Below are 25650 nucleotides of genomic sequence, written 5' to 3' on the forward strand. Positions count from 1 at the left end.
GCGTGCCCAGAAAAGCACGCATCTTCTAGCCGGTGAAAGTCCGGTCGCAGGAGGGGCCAAGCCCCTGCGTAGCTAGGATACTTGCGTATGGCGAAATCTGTGCGTAAAAGCGTATCGACAAAAGTACCTGTCAGAGACAGGGCGAGCGACACGCCAGGCCGTAACATCAAGTGAATTCTGCCGCGTCGTCAAAAAGGCCTCGCAAGAGGGACAAGAGGAAGCCGAGTCGCGCTCATATCGACGAAGGCCAAGGAAGCTGTTTGGAACTTGGAGCGACAGCGAAGAATCCTCCGGCGTAAAGGGAACGGCATGGTCTGAAAGAGGATGCAGTGAACTGGGGAGACCCTCCCCCACACGGGATTTTTTTTTTTTTTTAACCCCGTAAAGAGACGCTCTATAAATCCAGAAGATGAAATGAACCGTTTGTGGGAAGGGAGTCCGAGGGGCTCATAGTACCGAAGAACCTGAGGACAACATAACCTTGGGGAGGAAAGGAGCCCTGCTTTGTTTATGCTTTTGAAGGAGGTACGAGTGAGTGAATGCCAACCGGCTAACAACACCAAAGGAAAAAGTTCAAGAACTCCAAGAAAAGCTAGGTCATGCGGCCAAGGAGAACAAGAAGCGTAAATTTCATGCTTTGTACGACAAAGTCTATCGCAGGGATGTGCTGTGTGAAGCCTGGAAACGGGTGAAAGCGAACAAGGGAGCTGCGGGAGTAGATGAGGTGACGTTCGCACATATTGAGGAACAAGGAGAGACACGCTTCCTTGCGGAATGTGAGCGAGAACTGAAAGAAGGCAAATATCATCCGCAGGCTGTAAGGCGGCACTATATCCCGAAGAAAGATGGGAAGCAAAGGCCGTTAGGCATCCCCACCGTGCGCGACCGAGTCATACAAATGGCAACCAAACTCGTGATTGAACCGATCTTTGAAGCAGATTTCGAGGAAGTATCCTTCGGATTTCGTCCGAAACGAAGTGCGAAAGGAGCGCTAGAGCGAATTCGGAAAGCCTGCAACCGCAAAGGAAATTGGGTAGTCGACGTCGATATCCAAGGCTACTTCGACAATATAAATCAAGAGAAGCTCATGAAACTGGTAGAAATGCGTATCAATGACAGGCGAATCTTGAAATTAATACGGAAGTGGCTTCAGGCGGGAGTGATGGAAGAAGGAAAGGTGAGGCGATCCGATTTAGGAACACCGCAAGGTGGCGTGATTTCACCGCTTCTAGCGAATATCTATCTGAACTACTTTGACCGGCTATGGGAGAAACACGGAAGTGGGTTGGGAGACCTGACAAGGTATGCAGACGACTTTGTCGTGGTCTGTAAAACCAAAAAGGATGCGGAACATGCATTTGAACTTATACGCAGAATCATGGAACGTCTGGAGCTCATGTTACACCCGACCAAAACCCGGATTGTCGGTCTATGGACAGGAGCCGAAGGATTCGACTTTCTAGGAATGCACCACCGCAAAACGAAAGCAGAAACGTCGCAAGGGAAGGTATATTACACCACGCAGCAATGGCTAACCAAAAAGGCGGAAGAACGTATTCGTGGAGTCATTAAAGAGCGATTATCCCCACCGAGTATGCGATCCAGATCATTTGAGGAACAGGTGAAATGGCTCAATCCGAAGATTCAAGGGTGGAGAAATTATTACTACACGAGCTACAGCCAAAAGAGATTAGCGAAGCTGGACTGGTATATGTTGCAACGGTTAACCCGGTGGTACGCGAAGAAAAGACAACGCAGAAAATGGATCGGTTCAATAGCCGAGGTGAAGTACATCGCCAGTCAATATGAATTAAAAACGCTATTGTAATCTGCACGCCCATGAATGACAAACATCGGAAAGCCGTATGAGGGAAAACCTCACGTACGGTTTGATGAGGAGAGGCTGGGTTTTGCCAGCCTTTTACTCTAGTATACTGATTGTAGCAAGAATACGATTTATTTCGAGGCGAACGTACACCTTGATGTGCAATTCTGGTCTGCTGTCCCCGGTTATGTTAAAATGGTGGATAGTCTATGAGTTGCATGACATGCGGCTCTCAGAAGGAAGAGCTCAGTAGTTGGGCTGAACGAAACTGCACTCATCAGGGGAAAGGAGCCTATACATATGTTTGGAAACGATTGGGACAAGGTGCTTCAGGAAGAGACGGAAGCCGACTATTTTAACAAGATTCGTTACACTCTCGCCGCCGAGTACAAAACGCAGACGGTCTTTCCGCCCAAAGAAGACCTGTTCTCCGCACTGAAGCTGACGCCATATCATCAGGTTAAGGCCGTTATTATTGGTCAGGATCCTTATCACGGAGCGGGACAGGCTCATGGATTAAGTTTTTCGGTTAGACCGGGGGTACGTGTACCGCCTTCTCTGAAAAATATATATAAGGAACTTCATGCCGATCTGGACCTACCAATTCCGAATCATGGATCTCTCGTTCATTGGGCACAGCAGGGAGTCCTGCTATTAAATGCTGTTCTGACGGTTCGTGAAGGTCAGCCGAACTCCCATCAGGCACTAGGGTGGCAGACATTTACGGATGCTGTCATTCGTGCGTTGAATGAACGTTCAGAGCCGATGGTATATATGCTGTGGGGGAGCCATGCCCAGAAGAAAGGTACATTTATTAACAGGGACAAGCACCTGGTACTGGAGTCTACACATCCCAGTCCGCTGGCTGCGCATCGTGGATTCCTCGGCAGTCGTCCCTTTTCCAAAGCCAATGACTTCTTGACCTCCAAAGGTATTGAACCGATCGATTGGAAGATACCTGAAAACTAGACAGATGGAGGTGAGAACATTGCGACATTGGATAGGACGAAAAGTAGCGGTATATCGTGCAACAGGCATACGGGAGCCATTGAAGGGAACGCTGGTTGAGTGGGATGAAGAAGCGGAATGTGTGCGGATCGGACCGAAACGGATTAAGGTATCGTTTGACAATATCGCAATGATCAGACCTCTTCCCGAAGAGAGTCTTCCCTTAAAGAAAGCACGTTCTGAAGTGCACAAGGTTGGATATGTGATGAAAAAGGCGATTCAGTTCGAAAATGCGATCTATTTCAAGTCGCAGGTGATGATCTGGCGCCGGGCCAAAATTGTAGCGTTATCCACGACGATTCTGCGTCATGACGAGGATCAGGTTGAACTTGCAGATGGTCGGGTTCTTCGTAAAGACAAGCATATGTTTGTCGTACGTTCACGCCGTGGGATACGTTAGTTATACGAAGATTTAATATTCATTTCATGCAAAGATCATATGGATTTAATGTTCGGTCTGTATATTAGGTAATAACAACCCCTTCTAAATTGATGTGTATTGATATGGGAGCCCGACCGGCTGCAAACGGTCGGGTATTTTTTTGCCCATTGGTTCTGTTAACCTGTTGTACATACCCATAACATTCATGTTGTATACTATTAAAATAGAAAATTGAACTAAACATTTACACGAGAACGTAGAGGGCAGAAATAACCTGAAGAAGCGAAGCGTTCGCCTAAAAGCTTTCTGAAAGAAAGCTACATCGGAAGCATACGCTATCCCAAGATTTTCACCTTTGTAAAATTGAATCAAAAAATCTGGGGATAACAGCGATCGGAAGGTTGTTCTGTCATCGAAGTGGCACGTGTAAATATTCTTTAGTTCAATCTAAAAAGATCATGAGAAGGAGTGAAACCCAATGAAACGTATAGCTGTTTTTGCAGGCTCCAATCCGGGAAATCACCCCGATTATACAGAGAAGGCTATTCAACTGGGCAAACAGATTGCTGATAGTGGTTATGCACTGGTCTATGGTGGTTCTTGCATGGGCTTGATGGGTGCAGTAGCCGATGCTGCTCTTGAGCAAGGGGGAGAGGTAATCGGGGTTATGCCTACTGGATTGTTCCGGGGCGAGGTTGTTCATGGAGGGCTCACACAACTGATTGAAGTGGGAACCATGCATGAACGGAAGGCTACGATGGCTGAATTATCCGATGGATTCATTGCACTTCCCGGAGGTATGGGTACATTTGAAGAACTATTCGAGGTGCTGTGCTGGGCACAGATCGGTATTCATCGTAAGCCTGTCGGTTTATTGAATGTCAACGGGTATTATGGACCGCTGATGAAGATGGTAGAACACAGCGTACAGGAAGGGTTTTCCAATACTTCCCATCTCAGTCTATGGAGTCTGGAAGCTGATCCGGCTGAACTGATCAAACAAATGTCATCCTATATTCCTGCAGAGCTGACTCAGAAGTGGTCACAACTCAACGGGAAATGAGTGCATAAGAAGACGGGCCTGAACCTACTCGTTCCTCGGGAGAATTTTCGATCTGCCCAAGCAAGTTGCGCTATCGGACATAGTCTATAGTGTACTTCGATGAAGAGGGGAGTGTCACTGATGAGCGAACTCAAAGGTACAGGTTACGGATATTGCGGAGGCTTCGGTGGTGGAGCATGGACATCAACAGGTGCAATTCTGGTATTGTTCATTCTGTTAGTTATTATCTCTCGCACATTCATTCTGTAATTCGGTCAAATCCCGGGACGGGGATCATGCTGCAGAGGCAGCGCCCGAATAAAAAATGACCTTTCCAAAGAGACGCCGGTATATCCCGGCGTTTCAGGGGAACGGTTTTTTGACGTTTCCAGCATACGTTAAGTAATTGAAAAAGCAAAAACCTGCCCCTGAATAAGGTCAGAAGCAGGAGAGAGCCTCCTGAGCCATTAGCTGCACAACAAGCAGCTTACACCACAACAGCAGTTTGATCCGGATTACTTAACGATTTCCAGGCGATATATAGCCCGATGGCGGCTGCAATTAAGGAGAGTATTGCTGCAACAATAGCCAGCTGATCCAGTGTGTTGGGTGAACTGGAGTTAAGAGAACGCTGATTAGCCGTCTTACCGGATTTGTTTTTGATATGGACAGATGTTCTGGAAAGCCTGGAAGCCGACTGTAACTGGGATGTGTGAGGACGCGTAGGTATCGATTTTTTCTTTGAGGGATTCAATAGTCAACCTCCTTATAACGGAGTTCAGTGCTTCCATCGTTCATACTATGTTATGTCGATTTTCAGATTGAGTTCGCAAAAATGAGTGAATCCCCAGCCCGTTAGATGTTGAACCCGTTCGCTAGTATCAGCGAAGCAGGTAACCCATTATACGCTCTGTTAATACAGGTCTAACAAACGGTGTTTATAGTAAGGATCATAGAGTGAAGCTTGAACACAGGAGGCGCTGGAATGAGGAACATGGAGATTATTGCCCATCGCGGTGCATCTGCCGTATGCCCGGAGAATACGATGAGCGCTTTTGAACGGAGTCTGGAGCTTGGAGCAACAGGCATTGAAACCGATGTGCAGATGACGAGTGATGGCAGACTGGTACTGATTCATGATGAGACGTTAAGCCGAACTGGCGGCGCAGAAGGCTGGGTTAAGGATACGACTTACGATCAATTGCGCACACGGGATGCGGGGTCCTGGTTCCATGCTGATTTTACCGGGGAACGTATTCCTTCTCTGGAGGAATTATTCAAGCTGGTACAGGGGAAAGGAACACTGCTTAATCTGGAATTGAAAAATGGTATTGTGAGTTATAAAGGGATGGAAGAGAAGGTCATACAGGCGATCCGGGATTGGAATCTGGAGCAACAGGTTGTGCTGTCGAGCTTCAATCATGCTTCGCTCGTGAGATGTAAACGTCTTGCCCCGGAGATTCGTACAGCACTTCTATATATGGAAAAGTTATATCGTCCCTATGATTATGCCGCCAAACTCGAAGCTACCGGCCTTCATCCCTACAAGCTGGCAGTCACACAAGAAGATGTTGCTGCTGCACTGGCACATGGCGTTGTTACCTATCCATTTACGGTGAATGATCCTGCCGAGATGCAGGCCATGATTGATATGGGTGTGCAAGGGATAATTACCGATGTTCCGGATGTCCTGGCATCCTTACTTACGGTACATGCCCGTTAAACGAGTCTGTATTTTACATGTTCTACATATGCAATGATAAGGCTGTGTTCGAGCTTTTTGGCTCTTGCGCAGCCTTTTTGCGTGTGAAATTGTGTGCAAATATTCATATATGCAATAAACATGTCCTATTTGTCCATTGCCAGAGCCGGTGGATTCACTTACAATGGTCTATGGGAATGAGAATCAATATCATTAAAGTTTGGTATTTATAGAGAGGTGATTGTTATGTACATAGGTTTGAGCAGCTCCACTCATAACGAGGGTGGGCGCGTATGAGTTCACAAGCTTCACCAGAAAAACATAATCCGGATTCACCCACAGCGAAGATACACACTCGTCCGTGGGCGGCCACACTTATTCTTACAGGGGGAGTTTTGCTACTCGCTCTGGGTATGGCGTTGTCCATTTCTTTTGGCGCTGCTGATATTAAGCTTAGTGTAGTCTGGAAGGCTATCTTTGATTTCAATCCTGAGTTGACTCCACATCAGATCATATGGGAGATTCGATTACCACGTATCCTTGGAGGAGCAATGGTAGGTGCATGTTTCGCTGTAGCTGGTGCGATCATGCAGGGCATGACTCGTAACCCGCTGGCCGATTCAGGTCTGCTTGGGTTAAATGCAGGAGCTGGATTTGCACTTGCAGTTTGTTTTGCCTTCTTCCCTGGCTTGCCATTTATGTATATCATCATGTATTCCTTCCTTGGAGCAGGGCTTGGTGTCCTGTTGGTGTATGGTTTTGGTGCAGCTTCCAAATCGGGTCTTACACCACTACGCCTTGTGCTTGCAGGTGCGGCTGTATCAGCGATGTTGTCGGCACTCAGTGAAGGGATTGCATTATATTTCAGGATTGGACAAGATCTGGCTTTCTGGACAGCGGGTGGTGTAGCCGGAACGAAGTGGTCTCAACTTGAGGTCATGTTCCCATGGGTACTCGCGGCACTGATCGCAGGTCTTCTCATCTCCCGTTCCATTACTCTGCTTAGTCTCGGAGAAGATATTGCGGTGGGCTTGGGGCAACGTACTGGGCTGATCAAGCTCATAGGCCTGATTGTTGTACTGATTCTCGCGGGTACGGCTGTATCCGTGGTGGGTGCGGTCGGTTTTGTTGGACTCATTATTCCCCATCTCACGCGGAAGCTGGTTGGGGTCGATTATCGCTGGATTATTCCATGTTCCGCTGTGATGGGCAGTTTGCTGCTTGTATTTGCGGATCTGGCTGCACGTATGATTAACCCGCCGTACGAGACGCCAATTGGCGCATTGGTTGCCCTCATCGGGGTACCATTCTTCCTGTATCTGGCGCGTAAAGAAAGGAGGACTCTGTAACGATGGAATCCTCAACAATAGTTGGAGCAGAGCGCAAGAAGAGAACCAAGAGTACGATTGTCCTCATTGTGCTTGCCCTATTAATTATTACGGCTTTTGTGGTGAGCATGAACACAGGTTTTACCAAGCTTTCGCCGCTTGAGGTGTTGCGAACCCTGTTTGGTGGAGGCACGGCGAAACAGGAATTGATCCTGTTTGAATTCCGTCTGCCACGTATTGTGATTTCGGTGCTGGTCGGGGCCGGACTTGCGTTATCTGGTTGTATTTTGCAGGGAGTATCTCGGAATGCGTTGGCAGATCCGGGGATCCTCGGGATTAATGCAGGTGCTGGTCTGGTCGTCATGTTATTTGTTTCCTTTTTCCCGACAACGACAGCAGCGCCGGTATTTCTTTTGCCAATTCTGGCCCTGATCGGTTCCGGTTTTGCTGCATTTCTGATCTACATTCTCTCTTACAAAAAAGGAGAGGGCATTATGCCTACTCGTATGTTGCTTACAGGGATCGGGGTAGCAGCGGGAATCAGTTCTGCCATGATCGTGCTTACGTTAAGGCTTAGTCCGGAAAAGTATCAATTTGTAGCTACCTGGATGGCAGGCAGCATCTGGGGTTCGAACTGGAAATTTGTAACGGCATTACTGCCGTTTCTGATCATTCTTGTCCCGCTTGTCCTGTATAAGGCACGTGTATTGAACGTACTGAATCTGGGGGACCAGACTGCGAGTGGACTCGGGACTCCGGTTGAGCGTGAGCGACTGATTTTGCTTGCGGCTGCTGTAGGACTTGCCGGCTCATGTGTATCTGTGAGTGGGGGGATCGGTTTTGTAGGTCTGATCGGACCGCATTTGGCACGTCGTCTGGTGGGTCCAAAACATCAATTCCTGTTACCCGCATCTGCACTGATCGGTTCATTGCTTGTACTGGTTGCAGATACGCTGGGTCGTGTCATCCTGCAGCCTTCGGAGATTCCTGCGGGGATCCTAGTTGCCATTATTGGTGCACCATACTTCCTGTACCTCTTAAGCAAGACGAAATAAAACGTAATCATCATTGTGTGATTGCATAAGGAGGACTTCAGTCCATGCTTCGCCGTTTCTTTGCCTATTATAGGCCTTACAAAAAGCTCTTTATTCTTGACTTCAGTTGTGCGATTTTAGTCGCCCTGCTGGAGCTGGCATTTCCACTGGCAGTCAACCGGGTAGTCGACGATCTGCTGCCAGGCGGCCGCTGGGACTGGATTCTATGGGCGTGTCTGGCATTGCTGGGCATCTACTTATTGAATTCATTTTTGAACTTCGTGGTCACCTATTGGGGACACAAGCTAGGTATTAACATCGAGACGGATATGCGTAAAAGTCTGTTTAATCATGTGCAGAAGTTATCGTTCCGTTTCTTCGATAATACAAAAACAGGACACCTCGTGTCCCGTATGACTAACGATCTGATGGATATCGGTGAGATTGCCCATCATGGTCCGGAGGATGTATTTATCGCGGTCATGACGCTAATTGGTGCATTCAGCATCATGATGAGCATTAACGGGAATCTGGCAGTTTTAACCTTTATCATCGTTCCACTGATTATTTATCTGTCGCTCTACTTTGGTAGCAAAATGTCCAAGGCATTCAGCCGAATGTTTGGAGATATCGCGGACTTCAACGCTCGTGTAGAGAACAATATCACAGGTATCCGTGTTGTTCAGGCTTTTGCTAATGAAGAGCATGAAAAAGCACAATTCGCTGTGAACAACGGTCGTTTCCGTCAGACCAAACTAATCGCATACAAAATCATGGCCTGGAACTCCTCTGTCAGTTATATGCTGATGAAGCTGGTATCCCTCTTTGTCCTGGTATGCGGAACGTGGTTTGTCATTCAAGGCAGTATGACCTACGGTCAGTTCATTGCATTTATTATGTTGTCCAATGTGTTCCTGACACCGATCCAGAAGATCAACTCGGTTATTGAGACGTATCCAAAAGGGATTGCAGGCTTTAAACGTTATACGGAGCTGCTTGATATGGAACCGGATGTGGAAGATCGTCCAGGAGCCGTTACGGTATCCCATTTGCGTGGAGATATTCGTTATGAGCAAGTCACCTTTGGTTATTCAGATCAGGAGCCTGTGCTCAAAGGTATTGATCTAAACGTACGTGCAGGTGAAACCGTAGCGCTTGTCGGTCCATCGGGTGCAGGAAAAACAACGTTGTGCAGTCTGCTGCCACGATTCTATGATGTGCTGGAAGGTCGCATCACGATCGATGGGCAGGAGATACAGGATATGACACTGGACTCCTTGCGTAGTCATATCGGAATTGTACAACAGGACGTGTTCCTCTTCGATGGAAGCATTCGGGAGAACATTGCCTACGGCAAGCTGGATGCATCTGAAGAAGAAATTTGGATGGCTGCCAGACGTGCACAGATGGAACCTTTGATTCAATCGATGCCGGAAGGATTGGATACGTTAATTGGTGAACGCGGCGTGAAGCTGTCCGGTGGACAGAAACAGCGCTTATCGATTGCCCGTATGTTCCTGAAAAACCCGCCAATTCTGATCCTGGACGAAGCAACATCTGCTCTGGATACAGAAACGGAAGCGGCGATTCAGCAATCCCTTGCTGAGCTGTCCGAGGGCCGGACCACACTGGTTATTGCTCACCGATTGGCTACGATCAAAAATGCAGACCGCATTATTGTCGTTGCTGAACAAGGCATTACGGAGCAGGGACGCCATGAAGAATTACTCGCAGCAGGTGGGGTGTACAGCCGCCTTCACTATGCGCAGTTTGGCGCGTAACCTATTCGATGTGGATGTAACAATGTAAATACGAGAAGTAACGCCATCGTTCTTGACTTGGAAGGAGTCAGGACGTTGGCGTTTTTTTCTTTTTCATAATCAATTGTGGGTCAGGGGTACTGTGCTCATATCTGCCTGTGATCATGGATGTGGAAACGGGTAATATAGTAAAGAGAACACTTAACGTGTAAGATATGTTCATCATCTTGCAAGATATAGGAGGTACACGATATGCAGTTGAACGATATGCTGAAAATTCTTATAACCTGTCTATTATTTATTCTGATTTGGTGGCTACTGACTCAAGGGATTCGCAAACTTTCCAGTACTCGTGCGGGGTCCGGTTTACAACGCTGGGGTGGATGGTCCATTGGACTTTTTGTTGTTGGCGCCGTGCCACTCGGTTTTTCGCTATACACAGAGATCTTTGATAAGAGCCTGGATGCCAACATCGGGTTGGGGCTTGCCATGTTTTTTGTATGGGCTTATTGTGTGATCTTGTTGTGTGCGGCGTTGGTGGTATGGGGAAGGTACGTGTACAAAAGGGATATAAAGAAGTGAATATTTGGGTTGATCGTGTTGAGCCCGTCAGGAAGTTAAGGGTGAGCTGACAGCTGTATTTGTAACAATAAACTGATATGGAACGTTAAATTTAGAAAGAGGTGTTATTAAGGGGGATTTAGATATGTCCAATCTTCGTCGAGTCCTCATATTGCTCTCAATCCTAATCGTATGCCTTACGGGATGTTCAGGACATATCGAGTGCAACTCTGTGCAGACTCAAGCGAATGCACCAAGTGAAGATGGTTTCACTGGTTATGTGGTTGAACGCAAAGACAATTCCATTCTTGTGGTTGATCCTGCATATGAAGATTTCAGTGCGAACGGAGGAGGAAATCGGTATTATCCGGCAAAATGGTTCTCCAATGCGCCTGATCCGCAGATCGGCTCCTATGTTGAAGTCTGGACGGATGGAGGCCCGGAAAATCAACCCTATTCTGGGGAGGCCAGAGCAGAAACGATAGCGGTATCTTGTCCAAATACTCCAGATGGTGCTCATCTAAGTGAGGAGGACGCAATTCGGGGTGGGCTATACTCACCAGATGGAGAAAAATTACGTGTTCCTGTGATTGAAGATGTACACTTTTATCAGGATGCAGGAATGTGGACGATTCGCATGAGAGATGCGATGTCAACGACGAAGAATCAAGATGAGATTGAGATCAGAGTAGAGGATGTAGAGCCAGTAGAATAACAGAGGGAGTATATGATTTTGCACATAGAGATGAGGAAGTCTAAATGGATATTAGGGCGTGTCTTCCCCGCGACAAACATGACTTTGAAGCGGTTAACAAGTTAAATGAATTTAGAAATGAAGAGTTGAAAGTTATCATCCCAGAGCTGATGGAGTGGTTACAAGACGGGAATTGGCCTATCTCTAAACCGATAGAGGATCTACTATTGAGACTGGGGGAGGACTTAGTTCCTCATATTAAGGATGTATTACAAACCCAAGATCCACAGTGGGAATATTTCATTTTGGTAGGATTGATCGATTGTCTGTATTTCATCTAAGTATGTTACGGTCGGATTTGGTAAGAATACTGGAGTCTCCTACACATGATGAGATACTAGAGGGGTTGGATGAGGTTATAATGGAACTTTTGGAAAAGATGAAGGATACCAACGAGAGGTAAGAGGAAATGGGAGTTTGGATACATAGAAACTGCTGCTTGATTTGATGAGAAAGAGCTGAGGATGGTAGACATGTAGATCTATAATTTGATAAAAAAGCAAGGGGGATAGATTGTTATTGAATAATATATAATACCATAAAATAGGCTTATATAGTAAAGGTTGTAGTTCTATGTTTTTTTACTAGTATACTCCTGTATAAGGAATCTTTTTCTCTTAATCTACTAATTACTATAAATAATTGATAAATGTTAAATGACTTGTATGGGTGTTTTTTTCTTGTTTCTACAATCGCTGTATCTAAGTGAATTATTTTTTGTTCTTTTAGTAATATGTGCTTATACAATAAACTCTCAGTTGACTAGAAGATTATACATATTAAAACTTTTATATAATATATCAGGTTTTTATTCGACAAAATAGGACACAATATTACAAAATAAACCTATTTCCTTAAAGTGTTGAATAGATGATAATAATAAAGCTATTCAGTAGATGTCATAGGGGTGGAGTGAAGCTTATTATATGTAGAGTGTATGTTCTTGAAACTTAGAATGAATAAAAATACAATTTAAGGATGGATTATTCGAGAAATGAAAAGTAAAAAACTATTAACCTTATTAATTACTTTAAGTTTTATTCTAGGAATATGTTTTTCTGAAAGAGTAGAAGCAAATGAAAAAAAAGAAGTTACAAATCAAATTAATCAAATTTATATCGGGTTCCAGAGTTATCATGTTTTAGGAAGGGACGGCTCGGTATGGGCGGCAGGCTTTAATCCATATGGAGGACTTGGATGGAGTGGAAGTGGGAATAAGGGGGAACTAAGGGTCATACCTTCTGCTAAAAATATAGTTAGTATTTCAGCAAATTTACACAGCTATGGAGTTACGCAAGAAGGAGCTATATTTCGTTGGAACGGTTATTTTCCAACAGTAATCTTCGATTCTGTTAAGAAGGTTAAAACTCTTGCGACAGGAATAAATTATTGTGTAGTTCTAACTGAAGAAGGAAGAGTTTGGACATGGGGAGGAAATTATGTTGGACAGTTAGGAATAGGCGATAGCAATGATCGTTCTGAACCAACGTTAATTCCAAACTTGGAAGAAGTTATAGAAATCGCAAGCAGCCCCACATCCGGCACAGTATATGCACTTAAAAGGGATGGTTCAGTATGGGGATGGGGGAGTAATGGTAATTATCAACTTGGTACAAACGGGGATAAGTCTTTGGTTCCTACACGAATCAATATACCTGTAAAGATAAAACACATATATCAAAGTAAGGGTAATACATTTGTTTACGGTGCGGCTATTGATGAAAATAACTCTGTTTGGTGGTGGGGAAAAGATTATCCTTCTAAAGTAAAATCATCAGTTTATGGTGAACCAGTATTAGACCAAGGTATCAAATCAGTCAAACAGCTTGCATTAGGGAAAGATCATGCACTTGCTTTGAAAGATGATGGTACAGTGCTCGCATGGGGGAAAAATTCGGGTGGACAACTTGGAGATGGTACGAACGTTGAACGCACATCTCCTGAACCAGTGCCTGGGTTAACGGATATATACAGCATTGATGCTGGAGACAGAATGAGTGGTGCTGTGAGTGATTCCTCTGACGTGTACATTTGGGGAAGTTTTCACATGCTTGGCTCAATAACCAGTCCCAAACGTATATCTATTGATGATCAGCCGAGTGAAGTTTTGCCAATCGAAAAGCCTACAGATCTAAAACTTAAAGTTACAAGTGTCAATTCTGTTCAATTGTCTTGGGATCAGACTAAAGAACGTAGTAATGATTGGAATAAATATAATATTTATCTGAATAATCAGATTATTGAAACTACCAAAGATAAAATCATCACTATTAATAATATCGATCCTACTAAAGAATATAATCTCTTTGTCACTACAAAAGGCATATTAGGAAATGAATCCGAAGCAAGCAATAGTGTAAAGAAGAGAGGAATTGAAAAGTATTCTTACAGTTATAATTCTGCAGGACAACTTACTGGCATCCTTTTCGGATCTGGCAAGAAGATTAGTTATGAATACGATAAAAATGGGAATTTGAAAAAAACGACTGTAGTAAATCCGTAGTCTCATTAGCTAATTAGTTGTAGCTTATTTACATTTGAATGGAGAGAAACATAGTTGAAACATTCTAAAATGAAGAAATTTATTTCTATTATCCTTATATTTTCAGTATTATCAGGACTTTTCGCAAACTGGATTCCGGCGACTACATATGCGGAGGAAGAACAGGGCAATTCCAATGAATTGATTCAGATTCTGATTGACGAATTTGGTACGACGGAAGGCTTTATTCAGGGCTATCTGGATCAAGGATACAATCTGAATCAGATCCTGTCAGCCTTCTTTAAAATGAGAGAGAGTCAGATTGGGTTTGACGAAGCACTAAGTGTACTTTATCCAAATGAAATCAATGAATCTCAAAGCGTTACAAGTGACGTATATTCAGAATATTCTCTTAACAACGATATATCGATTGTCAGTGTTGGTGCGGATCAGTCCAGCATCATGCAACGATATGACACGTTTGCCGTGACTGCGGAGGTCTATGGGGAGTCTGATCTCGGCGAGTCAAAGAATGAAGAAGAGGAAGAAGAAAATTCTGAAGAAATCGAACAGCCTGTAACAGATCCTGAGAGTGGGACAACTGAGACAGAGCAGCCCGCTGTCGAGGAGCCAGCTCAGGATAATAACGAGCAAACGGGATCGACGAACATCCCAGAATCTGAAACCACAGATCAAGGTCAAAGTGATGTACCGGATGATGAAAAGCAAGATAGCACAGATACTGCTGACGTCATCCAACCCTTAGCAGCGTCAACCAGCGTGCCCGATCCTGGGAAGCATATTACCGAGAAAGCACCGGTGTTTAACAAAAATTCGTTTAATGAAGCACCCTATACGGTGGGAGAAAACGGTGAAGCCATTTCTAACATGAGTGGTGGGTTGATGCTGGAGCATGTGGATGCTACGCTTCCGGGCCGCAATGGCATGGGGTTTTCCTTGGAAAGACAGTATAACTCGGCATCCGCACAGTTTTACGATATGGATGTGGGCTATAACACATATGATTATCCAATTTACAAATATTTTGTCACGTATAGTGCGGTTAGAAAAAAGAAAATTCCTAAATACCACGTAAAGTATCGTGAAAGCATGTGGTACCAGTTAGACAATAACGGGGATGGTACAGTAGATACTGAAACCTCGATTCAGGAAACCAAAATCATGCCGAAGGGCACGTATACGACAGAAGCAGAGGCCAAGCAAGTCGCAAGTCAGCGTATAGTTTACTACACAGCTCCTGAATCACGCACAGAGCAAACCATAAAGTATGCTGCGAGCACGAGTAACCTTCCGTCAAGTGTGGATTACAACAGTGGAGGTTTCAGTGGTACATTGAACAAGCAGGGCGGACCAACGGTAGTTTCCGGTGAATATAAACCAGCCCGTACCATTACAGCGCCTACTCAGTCCTGTGTGAATTCCATTCCTGGTAAATACGATGCCAAGGGGGTTTGGGTACAAACGGGATCTGAGAGCCCTTGCCCGCAAACTAAAACGGCTACAGTACAGGGTCAGACCATTACATTGACTCGTTCGTCTGTAACGAATACGAAGGCTTGTCCATCACCGAATAAATCGGTGGCAAACTACGTGTGTACCAAGACATGGGAAGCCAAATATGATGGTTCTGTAACCATTCCGGCATCGGATACACGTAGTTATTCACAGACCTATGCCGGCACCGTCACCAAGCCAGGCGCTTACTCGTCCAGACGATATGATAACTGGGTGTCTCTTGGAGGCGGAGGCAAGCAACGTAAAGCATATAACGTGAATGAGCTCCCGTGGGTAGAAACTGAGATTACCGAGGGAGCGGCAGAATCGACCACTCAGGCGACGGATGGCACAGACTATTGGTCCGAAGCGAGCGATCTCAAAAACGAAATTAATAACTATCCCAATGCCGCGTTCCAAAACGGAGTCGATGATGGCTATAACTACTACATGGCTTCCAAGCCTAATGCAGAAATTCGTGCTTATCAGGTAGGCAATGGCACGGATGTGACCTATTATAATAAAACCGTTCCAAATCCTCTGGATAAAACCTATCCACTCGGTAAAGGATGGTCTTGGAAACTGCCATCCATCGAGACGAAGAACAATAAGAAAGAAGTAGTATTTGCTGATGGTGGGCGATACGAGATCGTCGGCAATACACTAAAGGGATACGACTGGGAAGGTATTACGGTGAATCCGGATACGTCTGCTGCTGTAAATGGCGAAACTTCTGCACTGGTCATGATATCTGCAGATGGATTAACAAAGCAATATTTCTCTACGGATGGACGTCTGCTTCAGATTTCAGATGGACAGAAAAATGATGTTCAATTCTATTATGAGAACAACACAATATATAACAGCAAGTTGTTGACTCAAGTAAAGGATGCTATAGGCAATACGATTCGCATCAGTTATACGGCCTCAGCCGTAACAATTGTTCAGGGGAACCGCACGGTTACCTACAACAAACAAACGAAAAACGGCATGGAGCTGCTCGATTCCGTCATCGACCCATTGGGTAGAAAAACCACTTACTCATACAAGCTGGCCGATGCTAAGTTTAACTTACTTGGGTTTAGCCCGGAACGTGCGGTATTGAATCCATATGCGTTGCTCACATCCGTGCAGCATAATACAGGTGCCAAAACGTTCTACGAGTATGAAAATAGCCCTGTTAAACGATATATTGGTGAGGATTCTTTTAACGAAGCGTATCGTGTATTGTCTCGTAGAGACCAGTTAACCTATGAAAATGGCTCGACAGAGGATTTTAACCGTCAGACATTGAGTTACACTTCAGATCTGGGGGAGACTTATGGACAGGATGTAACATTTACAACAGCGATTAATAACGGATTAACCAATACGCAATACAACTATCGCAAAGATTACATCAATGTCGATACTCCAACACAGTTTTATCTGGATCGAGCAATCGTTAGTGCGGAAGGAAAAACACAAACGATATCGTACACCTATGGAAAAACGGTCAAGGGACGTGGTTACGCTGCACCTACGCCTACCATCACCTCTGAAACCGATAATCAGGCCAAGGATGTATTAACTACAACGGTTCAACTGGATGATTACGGAAATATTACATCGATGACAGATGAAACAGGACGTACCGTTACAAGCACATACGATGACACAAGACATTGGTTGACTAGTATGATAGACATGGTAGATTCAACAAACAAGAAGTACACACTCATCAAGCGAAATAATGAAGGCAATATTACGCAAATCATTAATCGAAAAGATAGTACAAGTGGTGAATTGCTTCAACAAGCAGACTATACGTATGATGCATACGGAAATTTACTGACCCAGCGTATTTCGGATGGCTCTCAGGAAAGGTCCGCTACGTTGGAATATGATAGTCGTTATCAGAATGCTTTCCCAACCAAGCAAAGTATGGTTGTGAGTGATGTTGACGGCAAACAAACGATAGTCAGTACTTTCGTAGAGTATGATCCGGTCACTGGTGATATGCTATCCTCTACCGATGGAGAAAATCATACAACGAAATACCAACTGGATGCATTAGGTCGTACGGTTAAAGTGGTACAACCAGATGGTAAGGTTCTAAATGCCAGTTATGATGACATGACAAATACGATCACGGTTACGGATGAGAGCGGTCAACAACAGGTGACAAAGTGGAACTCGTTGGGGCAGGAAATCGAGAAAGGATATTTCTCAAACGGTACTTATCTTGTATCCAAACGAACGGGATATGATCCATATGGTCGAGCTTTTTGGTCAGAAGATGCATTAGGTAATCGTACTAGTAACTTCTATGACAACTGGAGCCGGGTCATTTCGGCCACAGGTCCGGACGGTTCCTCCACTACGATGAAGTATAATGATGTGGCTCGAACGGCGACAAGTACAGATGCTGAAGGGTACATGCAGATTGAAACCTACGATAAGTGGGGGAAAGTGCTGAAAACGGAAGAGAAGACACAGCAGGATACGGGATTACGAACGCTGGAGAAAAATAAATACGATACCATCAGTGGCAATACAATGGAACAAATCGATGGTAATGGTAATGTTACTTCATTTACGTATGATGTGATGGGACAACTTCGTATGGTTATCAATGCTAATGGTGAACAGACCAAATATGTGTATGATATGATGGGAAATCTGACCAAAACTATTGATGCTAATGGAAATATCAAAGAAAATCGTTATGATCAGATGGGACGCAGAATCCAGACATTGGACAAGTCGGGAAATGTGACCAGAAGCTATTACAGTCCTAATGGTAACCTGACGAAACACGTCGATCGCAATGGCAATGCATTGACGTATGATTATGATGTGCGTGGTATCTTGATTCGTAAAACAAGTCCAGATGAGACGATCAACTTTACGGTGGATGCTCTGGGTAAACGAACCAGCATGACGGATCGTACGGGGACTACCACGTATCAATATGATCCATCGACGGAACAGTTAGCACGGATGACCTATCCGGATGGTCTTTCTACAGAATTCAGTTATGATTTGAATGGTAACCGTACTGAAATGAAAGGTCCTTTTGGTAACACAGTGTATTTTGCATATGATTCCATGCAACGTATGTTATCGGTGGGAACAACCAAAGATACTCCCGATGCACAGTATAGTTACTACTTGAATGGACTCTTTAAAGAATCTCAATCTCAAAATGGTGTGAACGATCGGAAAACCTACAATGGTTTGGATCTAGTCTATATGGATCAGATCCGAGATCAATCTGCACTGAGTACCTACAATTATAGTTATGACAACAATAAAAATATGATTAATCGTGTTCAGGAAGGTTCTCAGGATACATTTACGTATGACAAGCTGGATCGCATTCTGTCTTCCAGTCCGAATAATGAGCAATACACTTATGATAAACAAGGAAATCGACTGACAATGCAGTCTGACAAAGACCTTAATGTCAGTGAAAGCGAGTATCAATATGATACCCGCAACCGTCTAACTCAGGTCACCAAAGACGCGAAGAAGGTAGGTTATCAGTATAATGGTGATAACTTACTTGTAGAACGAACGGAAAATGGTGCAGTTACACGCTATTACTATGATGATGACGCGCAGATTATAGCGGAAGCTGAAGTCCGGAACGGGACGCCTGAACTGAAGGCAAACTATATCCGGGGAACCAAGCTGGAAGCCATCGCGTATCCTGATGGCAGCAAAGCTTATGTACAAACGAATGGCCATGGGGATATTACAGAATTAAGAAATGCAAATGGTGAGTTGTTGAACAAGTATCAGTATGATCTCTGGGGGAATATTGTTTCCAAAGAAGAGAAAGTACACAACCCATTCCGTTATTCGGGCGAGCTGTGGGATGATACAACGGAATTGCAATATTTGCGAGCGAGATGGTATGATCCTTCGTTAGGAAGGTTTATTACGGAAGATACCTTTGAAGGTGATCTCCAGAATCCTATGACCCAAAATGGATATGTCTATGCGGGTAATAATGCGCTCATCTATGTAGATCCAAGTGGTAATGTTTGGAAATGGGTAGGTGACAGTTGGAAAGTTGTTAAGAAAGCTGGCGTTGCTACGGCCAACTTCCTTATTTTAGATGACCTTAAGACGTTTATAGATCCGAAGTCGTCTTTATTTGATCGAGGCATGGCTGTCGCAGGATTCCTGCCCGTAGGAAAAGTCTTTAAAGGCGGAAAGCTTATTGTTAAATGGGCAAATAAAGAAGGTAAAGTCATCAATAAAGCTACTACAACAACAACTAAAGTAGTTAAAGCCTGTAATTGTTTCACCGCTGGAACTAAGGTACAAATAGACGGTGGAGAGAAAAATATTGAAGACATTGAAGTCGGAGATAAGGTTCTTTCCAAAGATGAAGAGACTGGAGAACAGGCTTATAAGGAAGTTACTGCTCTTCATCGAAATGAGAAAGATACGACATATAAATTGACAGTGGGTAACCAAATTATTGAAACTACCGATAATCATCCATTCTGGGTTGAAAGTAAAGGATGGGTACTTGCTGTTGATCTCAAGGTAAACGATAAACTAGTACAAAGTAACCGGAATCATCTGAAAATTGACAATATCGAAATTGTACAGCACGATAAAAAAGTAAAGGTTTATAACTTTACTGTGGCAGAGTTCCACACATACTTTGTAAGTAGTTTAGGAATTTGGGTGCATAACATTGGTGGTTGCTTAGATTGGAGCAAGGCAGTAGCCCATGTTAAAAAACATGAAATTAACGACTTAACAAAACCATCGCATGGAGTTTTTTCTGGTGATGCTGTAAAGATTGTTGAAGGCGCTTGGGAAAAAATAAAAGATAAAAAAATTCGAGCTAAATATGACTCTAATCAGAAGAATTGGTATTATGAAGTTATTTATAATAATGCAGGAATTTCAGGTGGGAAATATGGCGATGGAAGTAGTTTAAACAAAGTCAGAATTATTGTAAATAATGCTTCTGATAATCGAATAATTACTGCGTTCCCCAAATGAAATAACTTTACACTTAATTATTTTAGGGAGTTGTATGTTATCTAGTGGAAAAAAATAAACATAAGGTTGATTGGTGCGATGCATGTAATCAAGGATGGATTGAGGTTAAAAGAAACAGTCTTAGCCATAATATTCATTTTAGATGTTCGGAGTGCCTTAATGAGTACAAAAATTATGAGGATATTAATACCAAAAAAGTTTTAAAAATCGAAGTGGATTGGCATGCGATAGATTTGTCTGTAGAGGAAATTCTTCAAAATAATCTTTGGAGGTATATTATTAAAGAATGGGAGAATGGTCAATTAGTAAGGAATGATGGGGTTATAATTAAAGTTTGGTCTAAAGAAAAAAGGAAATTCATCAAAACTTAGTAATTTTGGCCTTGAGGGCACCAATACTCAAGGTCATTCATTTACCTATCCATTGCCGAACGAATCGTGTGCGACATCTAAAAACTTAATTCTTATCGTATTGGATCTTGGAGGAATAGACTGAAAATATTAAATATGGAGTGAAAAAATGCTGTAACACCAAATTCTTTTTCCTACTTGTTTGAATACGGAAATTTACTATTTGGACATCGTACAACAATTAATTAACTTATTCGATATTTCAGAGAAAGAAACATTTCTCAGAATCAATTCTTTTTGGTAGGGCAATGAATTATACATCAGAATACGATATGATTTTCCATGAGTCTCCTGATTTTTTGGGCAAAAATAATATATTATTAGCAATCAAATTGGTGGGATCTAAGACAGGGTGAACTGACCCCTAGAAAAAATGGATTGAGATAGGATGTATTCAGAAAAAGAGTTGGTACAACAATATAATTGTACTCTAACAACCTTGGAGGGCTTCATACCTTTCAAGGTTGTTTTTTTGTCAACAGACTGATTAAATTCAGAGGTATGAATTTAGTCAAGCCTACAAATGATGATATAACTCTGTCTAAAAGTCTGCAATCCATAAGAAAAGAAAGCATGTTTTACAATTACATTGACTTTTTGTCCTGACAATAATATATTGTTGTCAGGACAAAAAAAGAGGTGAAGCAATGTCCGCCAAAAAGATGGGGCGGCCTAAATCTGACAAACCCAAAAGCAGAACGATTGATATACGTGTCGACGAGGAAATTATGAACAAGCTCGATATTTCGGCTGAGAAGCTGAATACGAATCGATCAGACATCGTTCGCAAAGGGATTGAGAAGATTTACGACGAGCTCCAAAAATAAAAAAGGAAGCAGCTTGAGTCCCACGAAGAACACGCTGCTTCCTATCCCGCAATCACTTAAATGAGCGACTGCATAAATATCCTACCATGTGCAGAACGTTCATTCAAGTGAGGTGCGAATTGATATACAGGAGGATGCACATGAATTCGATATTAGAAGCATTATATAATGGACGACTTCGACCGGCTGAGATGATGATGCCGACACATCCTGAATACCAAGCGTTAGGACGGCAGATTGCAGCTCTGACAGAGCAGTGGAAGAATCGATTGAGCGAGGAAGAATTCCGTGAGCTTGAACAGTTATTTGACTTGTGTGGCAGATGTGAGGGCATGCATACGGAAGCAGCGTTTGCACAAGGTTTTCGTCTGGGTGCCAACATGCTAATTGAAGTCATGAGTCAGCGGGAGGAATCGGTGTTGGAGTTTAACTAAGTTTAACGATGTGAGCAGAGATCCGGTTTACTTTTACAGCTAAATTCTCAGAAAATGACGGCATACAAAATACTTATTTTGCATCATAAAATGGTATCAAAAATTGATTGTAACAAAGCCCTCAAATCCTCTCTGCATTCAGCAGCAGTGTTCGAGGGCTTCACATAAACATAGAGTTAACAATATATAGGGAAAGAAATTGTTAAACAAATTGTTCCTTAATCCGCAATATTCCCTGCCATTTTCAGACGACGTGCAATTTCCTTAAAGTCTTCTTGTGAGATGCCCGGTGCAAATTCTTCCTCGACCGCAGGAGCTTCTGGAATCGGGAATCCTTCAGGTATCCCTTGGATGACTTCAAGAGGTTGTCCATCTTCGGGGTGGGTTCCTTTCCAGATCTGGCCGATCGTGTTGAAATCTTTATCACTATAGGTGTACAGTTTGGTGTGTACCCCTTTTTCTTCATATTTGCGAGCCTCGTTGAAGGCTTTGTTGTTCAGTGAAGGGATAGGAACCAGCTTGGTCACATTTACGCCAGTTGCAATCTCAAGTGCTTTTGCATATGCGACAACATGCACACCGCCACGTACCAGCAGGAAACCAACCACTTCCCGGGCTGCCGGGTGATCCGTCATCTCATATACTTTCATTTTATGGGTACGAGCGCCACATTCAAGGAAGAAGTTATGCAGCAGATCCTCGACCAGGTTACCACTGTTGAAGACGTTTGCTCCCGTCCAGGGATTACCCATAGAGTCAAAAGGCATTGCGCCTTGTGCACCTGCCAGGTAGTGATACGACAGACGAGCATCTTTCACGGAACCTAGCGGTGTATCGTCGGGTTCTTTGTACTCGGTTGAACCTCGGAGGCATTTGTTAATGCCATGAGACACGAGTTCAACATGACCCAATTCTTCGGCCGTAATGCTCATGACGAGGTCATAGAAGGGCTTCAGCTTTTCTTTGGATCGAAAATTAAATGATTGATAGAGGTAGTTGTTCAACGTTGACATTTCTCCGAATTTGCCGCCGAGTAATTCTTGTATAGCTGCCGCAGCATTCGGATCTGGCTTCTCGACATTGGGAATCTCAATCAGGATTTCATCCAAGCGTTTGAACATTCGGGTGTAACCTCCTCAAATTAGTATTGCAGATCGTGTAGGGTTTCAGATCGTGGAGTCACTCTGTCATGGCCTATTACACGTCTATTGGGTTTTTTAAACAAAAAATCAACCAAATGGGACTTAAGCATCGCATAACGCATGCCCCAACTCTTCTCCCATTTGTTATTTCCAATACGGTCAAATTTATGTATAATCAAACATTCAAACGAGTCTTCACGTACAAGAGAAGAGAGTCATGAATCCATAAAGGAGTAAGAGATGAACAAGCGTTGGATACAAATAGTTGGGATTGTGATGTTTCTAATGATTCAGATGTACATAAGCAGCGAGCCTGCCACAGCATATGTCGTTACGAATGAGGTTCAGGTGGATGAAGAAACACGGCAGTTACTTGAAAAGAAATACGGGTTGGATCGTCCTGAGGAGCCGAAGACACAACAACACTTTTTCTCGGGTGACTGGGGAATGAGTTTCCGGACGGAGCCTCCTGATTCGTTTGACCGACTTGTTCATGTGGTTCCTTTTTCCCTACGGCCACTGGCCTGGATCTTTCGTTTATTCGTGTAAAATGAAACCCGGACGGGCAATATAACAGAAACATATTGTCCCAAGGAGTGAGTGAAATGAGAATGCTCATCGTTACCGTCATGTCGGTAGTTCTGAGTTTAGCCGGAATTACATCAGGCACAGGCGCCGCCATCCCTGATTATGCGAAGTGGGGAATTATTGCGGTCAAAGAAACACAGACCAAGTATAATGTGGATATTTTGGACTATAAGCATATCGGTCGCACCTCTCTAACAGCAGATCAATCACGGGAACAGTTCAAGCTATGGGTTCGTGCGAAAGACGGCAAACAATTCGCAGTCTATGTGAATGTTGATTTTAATCCGTTTACACAGCAATTAAAGAAAGTACAATTTTCCGAATCGGATCGGCACTGATCCGTTATGAACCAGACTGCCTTAATCATTAAGGTGAAAGTCTGGTTTTTTTTATTTTACAAAATCCTTTTTTTACTATTGAATAAAGAACTTATGTTCGCATATAATATGAAATACAAACAAACGTTCTTATCGGAGGGATGATTATGCTAGGGAAATATATTGGCCAGATGGTGGAGCTTGTCTACATGGATCGTGCAGGGCAGATTACGCAGCGACAGATTCGAATTAACAGTGTACGTGGCGGGATGATTAGAGCATCAGCGGGAAAAGAAGGCTCACCCCGAACATTTCTGGAGCAAGGTATTCTGGCATGGCGTCCTGTTACCGATCTGAATGGGGAGGTAAAGTATGCTGAACGACTTTGAACGCAAGATTTTGCGTATTATGGTGAACTATGCAGGACAACGGCGCAGGCTGCCGCGTATGGATGAACTGGAGAACAAGACGGGACGAAGCAGAGCTTACATTCATGAGTCTTTGCTGGAGCTTGAACGCACCGGGCACATCGCCTGGGAGAACCGGTCTAATCTCGAGGGGATACAGATTTTACAGGCATGGGAACAGGTACAACAGCCGATTCGCAAAAGCCAACCTTCCGGTGATTCCGTAAAATATTTTACGGACTACTAATCATAATAAGAAAACGCCAACCCGGATAACCGGATCGGCGCTTACTGTGTCACACATGTACGACATGTGCATCTATTTTAGAAATGGGGAAGTTGGTCCAGGTTGTTGGTTGGGTCACCGTCAGCATCTCCGCGAATGTACATTTCGCCATCCTTGCCTTTAAATACATTCACACCGGCAATAGCGCCAGCTTTTACTTCTGCAAGTGCCTGCTGATAATCCAGTACACGTCCTGCTGAAGTTTGAAAAGCTGTCAGGTCACCGTCACCATTTTTCTGTACGGCTGTGAAACTCTCGCGTGTCGTTTGATCCATGATGTCACACTCTCCTTATATGACGAGATAGGAATCTGTCTACCTGATTAGCCTATCCGATTTCCTCGGAAGTATGCATCATATGCTGATAAGAGCTGCCAACGTCGAGGTTTTACAAGCTCTTTCTCATATGAACATGCAGAATATCTGCATCATAAAAAGGTTCTTCTGAAATCACTTCATAACCCAGTTTTTCATAGAATTTCTGTGCCTGACACTGTGCATCCAGTACAGAATAGGATAAGCCGAGTTCACGTGCCAGCTCCTCCATCGCGAGCAGAAGCACACGTCCATAACCAAATGAACGATGAGATTCAAGCACTGCGATCCGCTGCATTTTGGCCGTATCCTTGCTGTAATAGATCAGACGTCCTGTGGCTACAGCTTGGCCATCCGTACTTAACAATACATGATGCACATCCGGGCTGATGACATCATATTGATCAATCTCAATCTCGGCAGGCACCTGTTGCTCGATCACAAAAACGTGATGGCGAATTCCCAGGGCTTGCTCCAGTTGTTCTTCTGTCGATACATAACTAATCTCAGCTGCCAATTCCA

General features: G+C 43.8%; 25 protein-coding genes. 21 read left to right on the forward strand and 4 right to left on the reverse strand.

The annotated features are described in order from the left end of the window. The first annotated feature begins 535 nt into the window (after positions 1–535). The 5 genes from ltrA to CXK86_RS32600 all read left to right on the forward strand — a co-directional run bounded on the left by ltrA (position 536) and on the right by CXK86_RS32600 (position 4527). Positions 536–1828, forward strand: coding sequence for a group II intron reverse transcriptase/maturase (ltrA, locus tag CXK86_RS07385; RefSeq protein ID WP_076250806.1), 1293 nt, complete (start codon positions 536–538; stop codon positions 1826–1828). A 297-nt stretch (positions 1829–2125) separates the two neighbouring features. Next, positions 2126–2794, forward strand: coding sequence for a uracil-DNA glycosylase (gene ung, locus CXK86_RS07390; RefSeq protein ID WP_076250808.1), 669 nt, complete (start codon positions 2126–2128; stop codon positions 2792–2794). A gap of 19 nt (positions 2795–2813) precedes the next feature. Beyond that, a complete protein-coding gene (locus CXK86_RS07395) occupies positions 2814–3233 on the forward strand; it encodes a hypothetical protein (RefSeq protein ID WP_017687369.1) in 420 nt (139 codons plus the stop codon). Between the two features lie 460 nt (positions 3234–3693). Then, a complete protein-coding gene (locus CXK86_RS07400; protein ID WP_076250810.1) occupies positions 3694–4278 on the forward strand; it encodes an LOG family protein in 585 nt (194 codons plus the stop codon). A gap of 120 nt (positions 4279–4398) precedes the next feature. Continuing rightward, the gene (locus tag CXK86_RS32600; protein WP_255319930.1) at positions 4399–4527 is read left to right on the forward strand and encodes a hypothetical protein; all 129 of its coding nucleotides are present in this window, start codon (positions 4399–4401) and stop codon (positions 4525–4527) included. A 217-nt stretch (positions 4528–4744) separates the two neighbouring features. Here CXK86_RS32600 and CXK86_RS07405 read toward each other — a convergent pair whose 3' ends face one another. After that, positions 4745–5011 carry a hypothetical protein gene (locus CXK86_RS07405; protein ID WP_036674861.1) on the reverse strand — a complete coding sequence of 89 codons (267 nt, stop codon included), beginning with the start codon at positions 5009–5011 and terminating at the stop codon, positions 4745–4747. A gap of 231 nt (positions 5012–5242) precedes the next feature. Here CXK86_RS07405 and CXK86_RS07410 point away from each other — a divergent pair, with 231 nt between their 5' ends. The 12 genes from CXK86_RS07410 to CXK86_RS07465 all read left to right on the forward strand — a co-directional run bounded on the left by CXK86_RS07410 (position 5243) and on the right by CXK86_RS07465 (position 22074). Next, positions 5243–5980, forward strand: coding sequence for a glycerophosphodiester phosphodiesterase (locus CXK86_RS07410; RefSeq protein WP_076250811.1), 738 nt, complete (start codon positions 5243–5245; stop codon positions 5978–5980). Between the two features lie 272 nt (positions 5981–6252). After that, positions 6253–7308: a FecCD family ABC transporter permease gene (locus CXK86_RS07415; RefSeq protein ID WP_036614761.1), complete on the forward strand. Its 1056-nt coding sequence runs from the start codon at positions 6253–6255 to the stop codon at positions 7306–7308. A gap of 2 nt (positions 7309–7310) precedes the next feature. Then, positions 7311–8342: a FecCD family ABC transporter permease gene (locus tag CXK86_RS07420; protein WP_076250813.1), complete on the forward strand. Its 1032-nt coding sequence runs from the start codon at positions 7311–7313 to the stop codon at positions 8340–8342. Between the two features lie 44 nt (positions 8343–8386). After that, the gene (locus CXK86_RS07425; RefSeq protein ID WP_076250814.1) at positions 8387–10102 is read left to right on the forward strand and encodes an ABC transporter ATP-binding protein; all 1716 of its coding nucleotides are present in this window, start codon (positions 8387–8389) and stop codon (positions 10100–10102) included. A 231-nt stretch (positions 10103–10333) separates the two neighbouring features. Next, the gene (locus CXK86_RS07430; protein WP_076250816.1) at positions 10334–10663 is read left to right on the forward strand and encodes a hypothetical protein; all 330 of its coding nucleotides are present in this window, start codon (positions 10334–10336) and stop codon (positions 10661–10663) included. Positions 10664–10787: 124 nt separating this feature from the next. Further along, the gene (locus CXK86_RS07435) at positions 10788–11357 is read left to right on the forward strand and encodes a DUF3221 domain-containing protein (protein ID WP_076250818.1); all 570 of its coding nucleotides are present in this window, start codon (positions 10788–10790) and stop codon (positions 11355–11357) included. A 44-nt stretch (positions 11358–11401) separates the two neighbouring features. Continuing rightward, positions 11402–11677, forward strand: a complete 276-nt coding sequence (locus CXK86_RS07440) for a DUF5071 domain-containing protein (RefSeq protein ID WP_083684413.1) — start codon at positions 11402–11404, stop codon at positions 11675–11677. Between the two features lie 713 nt (positions 11678–12390). Next, positions 12391–13899: an RCC1 domain-containing protein gene (locus CXK86_RS07445; protein WP_076250820.1), complete on the forward strand. Its 1509-nt coding sequence runs from the start codon at positions 12391–12393 to the stop codon at positions 13897–13899. A gap of 54 nt (positions 13900–13953) precedes the next feature. Beyond that, a complete protein-coding gene (locus CXK86_RS07450) occupies positions 13954–20403 on the forward strand; it encodes a polymorphic toxin-type HINT domain-containing protein (protein ID WP_076250822.1) in 6450 nt (2149 codons plus the stop codon). Positions 20404–20447: 44 nt separating this feature from the next. Next, positions 20448–20774: a hypothetical protein gene (locus tag CXK86_RS07455; RefSeq protein ID WP_076250824.1), complete on the forward strand. Its 327-nt coding sequence runs from the start codon at positions 20448–20450 to the stop codon at positions 20772–20774. A 686-nt stretch (positions 20775–21460) separates the two neighbouring features. Continuing rightward, positions 21461–21640, forward strand: a complete 180-nt coding sequence (locus tag CXK86_RS07460) for a ribbon-helix-helix domain-containing protein (RefSeq protein WP_047843716.1) — start codon at positions 21461–21463, stop codon at positions 21638–21640. Between the two features lie 140 nt (positions 21641–21780). Beyond that, positions 21781–22074, forward strand: a complete 294-nt coding sequence (locus tag CXK86_RS07465; RefSeq protein WP_101313578.1) for a DUF6809 family protein — start codon at positions 21781–21783, stop codon at positions 22072–22074. A gap of 218 nt (positions 22075–22292) precedes the next feature. On the opposite strand, the gene CXK86_RS07470 is transcribed toward CXK86_RS07465, so the two are convergent. Beyond that, positions 22293–23195 (reverse strand): manganese catalase family protein, encoded by a 903-nt coding sequence (locus CXK86_RS07470; RefSeq protein WP_036614750.1) that lies wholly within the window; start codon positions 23193–23195, stop codon positions 22293–22295. A 261-nt stretch (positions 23196–23456) separates the two neighbouring features. Between CXK86_RS07470 and CXK86_RS07475 the strand changes: the two genes are divergently transcribed. From CXK86_RS07475 to CXK86_RS07490, 4 genes are all read left to right on the forward strand, one after another. Further along, positions 23457–23765, forward strand: coding sequence for a hypothetical protein (locus CXK86_RS07475; RefSeq protein WP_036614747.1), 309 nt, complete (start codon positions 23457–23459; stop codon positions 23763–23765). A gap of 56 nt (positions 23766–23821) precedes the next feature. After that, a complete protein-coding gene (locus CXK86_RS07480; RefSeq protein ID WP_076250826.1) occupies positions 23822–24142 on the forward strand; it encodes a DUF3889 domain-containing protein in 321 nt (106 codons plus the stop codon). Between the two features lie 146 nt (positions 24143–24288). Next, positions 24289–24510, forward strand: a complete 222-nt coding sequence (locus tag CXK86_RS07485; protein ID WP_017687387.1) for a hypothetical protein — start codon at positions 24289–24291, stop codon at positions 24508–24510. Further along, positions 24494–24775: a hypothetical protein gene (locus CXK86_RS07490; protein WP_076250828.1), complete on the forward strand. Its 282-nt coding sequence runs from the start codon at positions 24494–24496 to the stop codon at positions 24773–24775. The genes CXK86_RS07485 and CXK86_RS07490 overlap by 17 nt, the downstream gene beginning before the upstream one ends. A 77-nt stretch (positions 24776–24852) precedes the next feature. On the opposite strand, the gene CXK86_RS07495 is transcribed toward CXK86_RS07490, so the two are convergent. Both CXK86_RS07495 and CXK86_RS07500 read right to left on the reverse strand, forming a co-directional pair. Continuing rightward, positions 24853–25089 (reverse strand): DUF3892 domain-containing protein, encoded by a 237-nt coding sequence (locus CXK86_RS07495; protein ID WP_017687389.1) that lies wholly within the window; start codon positions 25087–25089, stop codon positions 24853–24855. A gap of 112 nt (positions 25090–25201) precedes the next feature. Next, positions 25202–25645 carry a GNAT family N-acetyltransferase gene (locus CXK86_RS07500; RefSeq protein ID WP_076251207.1) on the reverse strand — a complete coding sequence of 148 codons (444 nt, stop codon included), beginning with the start codon at positions 25643–25645 and terminating at the stop codon, positions 25202–25204. Between the last annotated feature and the right edge of the window lie 5 nt (positions 25646–25650).

The sequence above is a fragment of the Paenibacillus sp. BGI2013 genome (assembly GCF_002843485.1).
Classification (GTDB): domain Bacteria; phylum Bacillota; class Bacilli; order Paenibacillales; family Paenibacillaceae; genus Paenibacillus; species Paenibacillus amylolyticus.

Excerpts from the sequence above, each read along its gene's own strand:
- ung (WP_076250808.1), top strand. The coding sequence starts at position 2,126 with ATGTTTGGAAACGATTGGGACAAGGTGCTTCAGGAAGAGACGGAAGCC.
- CXK86_RS07400 (WP_076250810.1), top strand. The coding sequence starts at position 3,694 with ATGAAACGTATAGCTGTTTTTGCAGGCTCCAATCCGGGAAATCACCCC.
- CXK86_RS32600 (WP_255319930.1), top strand. The coding sequence starts at position 4,399 with ATGAGCGAACTCAAAGGTACAGGTTACGGATATTGCGGAGGCTTCGGT.
- CXK86_RS07410 (WP_076250811.1), top strand. The coding sequence starts at position 5,243 with ATGAGGAACATGGAGATTATTGCCCATCGCGGTGCATCTGCCGTATGC.
- CXK86_RS07415 (WP_036614761.1), top strand. The coding sequence starts at position 6,253 with ATGAGTTCACAAGCTTCACCAGAAAAACATAATCCGGATTCACCCACA.
- CXK86_RS07420 (WP_076250813.1), top strand. The coding sequence starts at position 7,311 with ATGGAATCCTCAACAATAGTTGGAGCAGAGCGCAAGAAGAGAACCAAG.
- CXK86_RS07425 (WP_076250814.1), top strand. The coding sequence starts at position 8,387 with ATGCTTCGCCGTTTCTTTGCCTATTATAGGCCTTACAAAAAGCTCTTT.
- CXK86_RS07430 (WP_076250816.1), top strand. The coding sequence starts at position 10,334 with ATGCAGTTGAACGATATGCTGAAAATTCTTATAACCTGTCTATTATTT.
- CXK86_RS07435 (WP_076250818.1), top strand. The coding sequence starts at position 10,788 with ATGTCCAATCTTCGTCGAGTCCTCATATTGCTCTCAATCCTAATCGTA.
- CXK86_RS07440 (WP_083684413.1), top strand. The coding sequence starts at position 11,402 with ATGGATATTAGGGCGTGTCTTCCCCGCGACAAACATGACTTTGAAGCG.
- CXK86_RS07445 (WP_076250820.1), top strand. The coding sequence starts at position 12,391 with ATGAAAAGTAAAAAACTATTAACCTTATTAATTACTTTAAGTTTTATT.
- CXK86_RS07460 (WP_047843716.1), top strand. The coding sequence starts at position 21,461 with ATGTCCGCCAAAAAGATGGGGCGGCCTAAATCTGACAAACCCAAAAGC.
- CXK86_RS07465 (WP_101313578.1), top strand. The coding sequence starts at position 21,781 with ATGAATTCGATATTAGAAGCATTATATAATGGACGACTTCGACCGGCT.
- CXK86_RS07470 (WP_036614750.1), bottom strand. The coding sequence starts at position 23,195 with ATGTTCAAACGCTTGGATGAAATCCTGATTGAGATTCCCAATGTCGAG.
- CXK86_RS07475 (WP_036614747.1), top strand. The coding sequence starts at position 23,457 with ATGAACAAGCGTTGGATACAAATAGTTGGGATTGTGATGTTTCTAATG.
- CXK86_RS07480 (WP_076250826.1), top strand. The coding sequence starts at position 23,822 with ATGAGAATGCTCATCGTTACCGTCATGTCGGTAGTTCTGAGTTTAGCC.
- CXK86_RS07485 (WP_017687387.1), top strand. The coding sequence starts at position 24,289 with ATGCTAGGGAAATATATTGGCCAGATGGTGGAGCTTGTCTACATGGAT.
- CXK86_RS07490 (WP_076250828.1), top strand. The coding sequence starts at position 24,494 with ATGCTGAACGACTTTGAACGCAAGATTTTGCGTATTATGGTGAACTAT.
- CXK86_RS07495 (WP_017687389.1), bottom strand. The coding sequence starts at position 25,089 with ATGGATCAAACGACACGCGAGAGTTTCACAGCCGTACAGAAAAATGGT.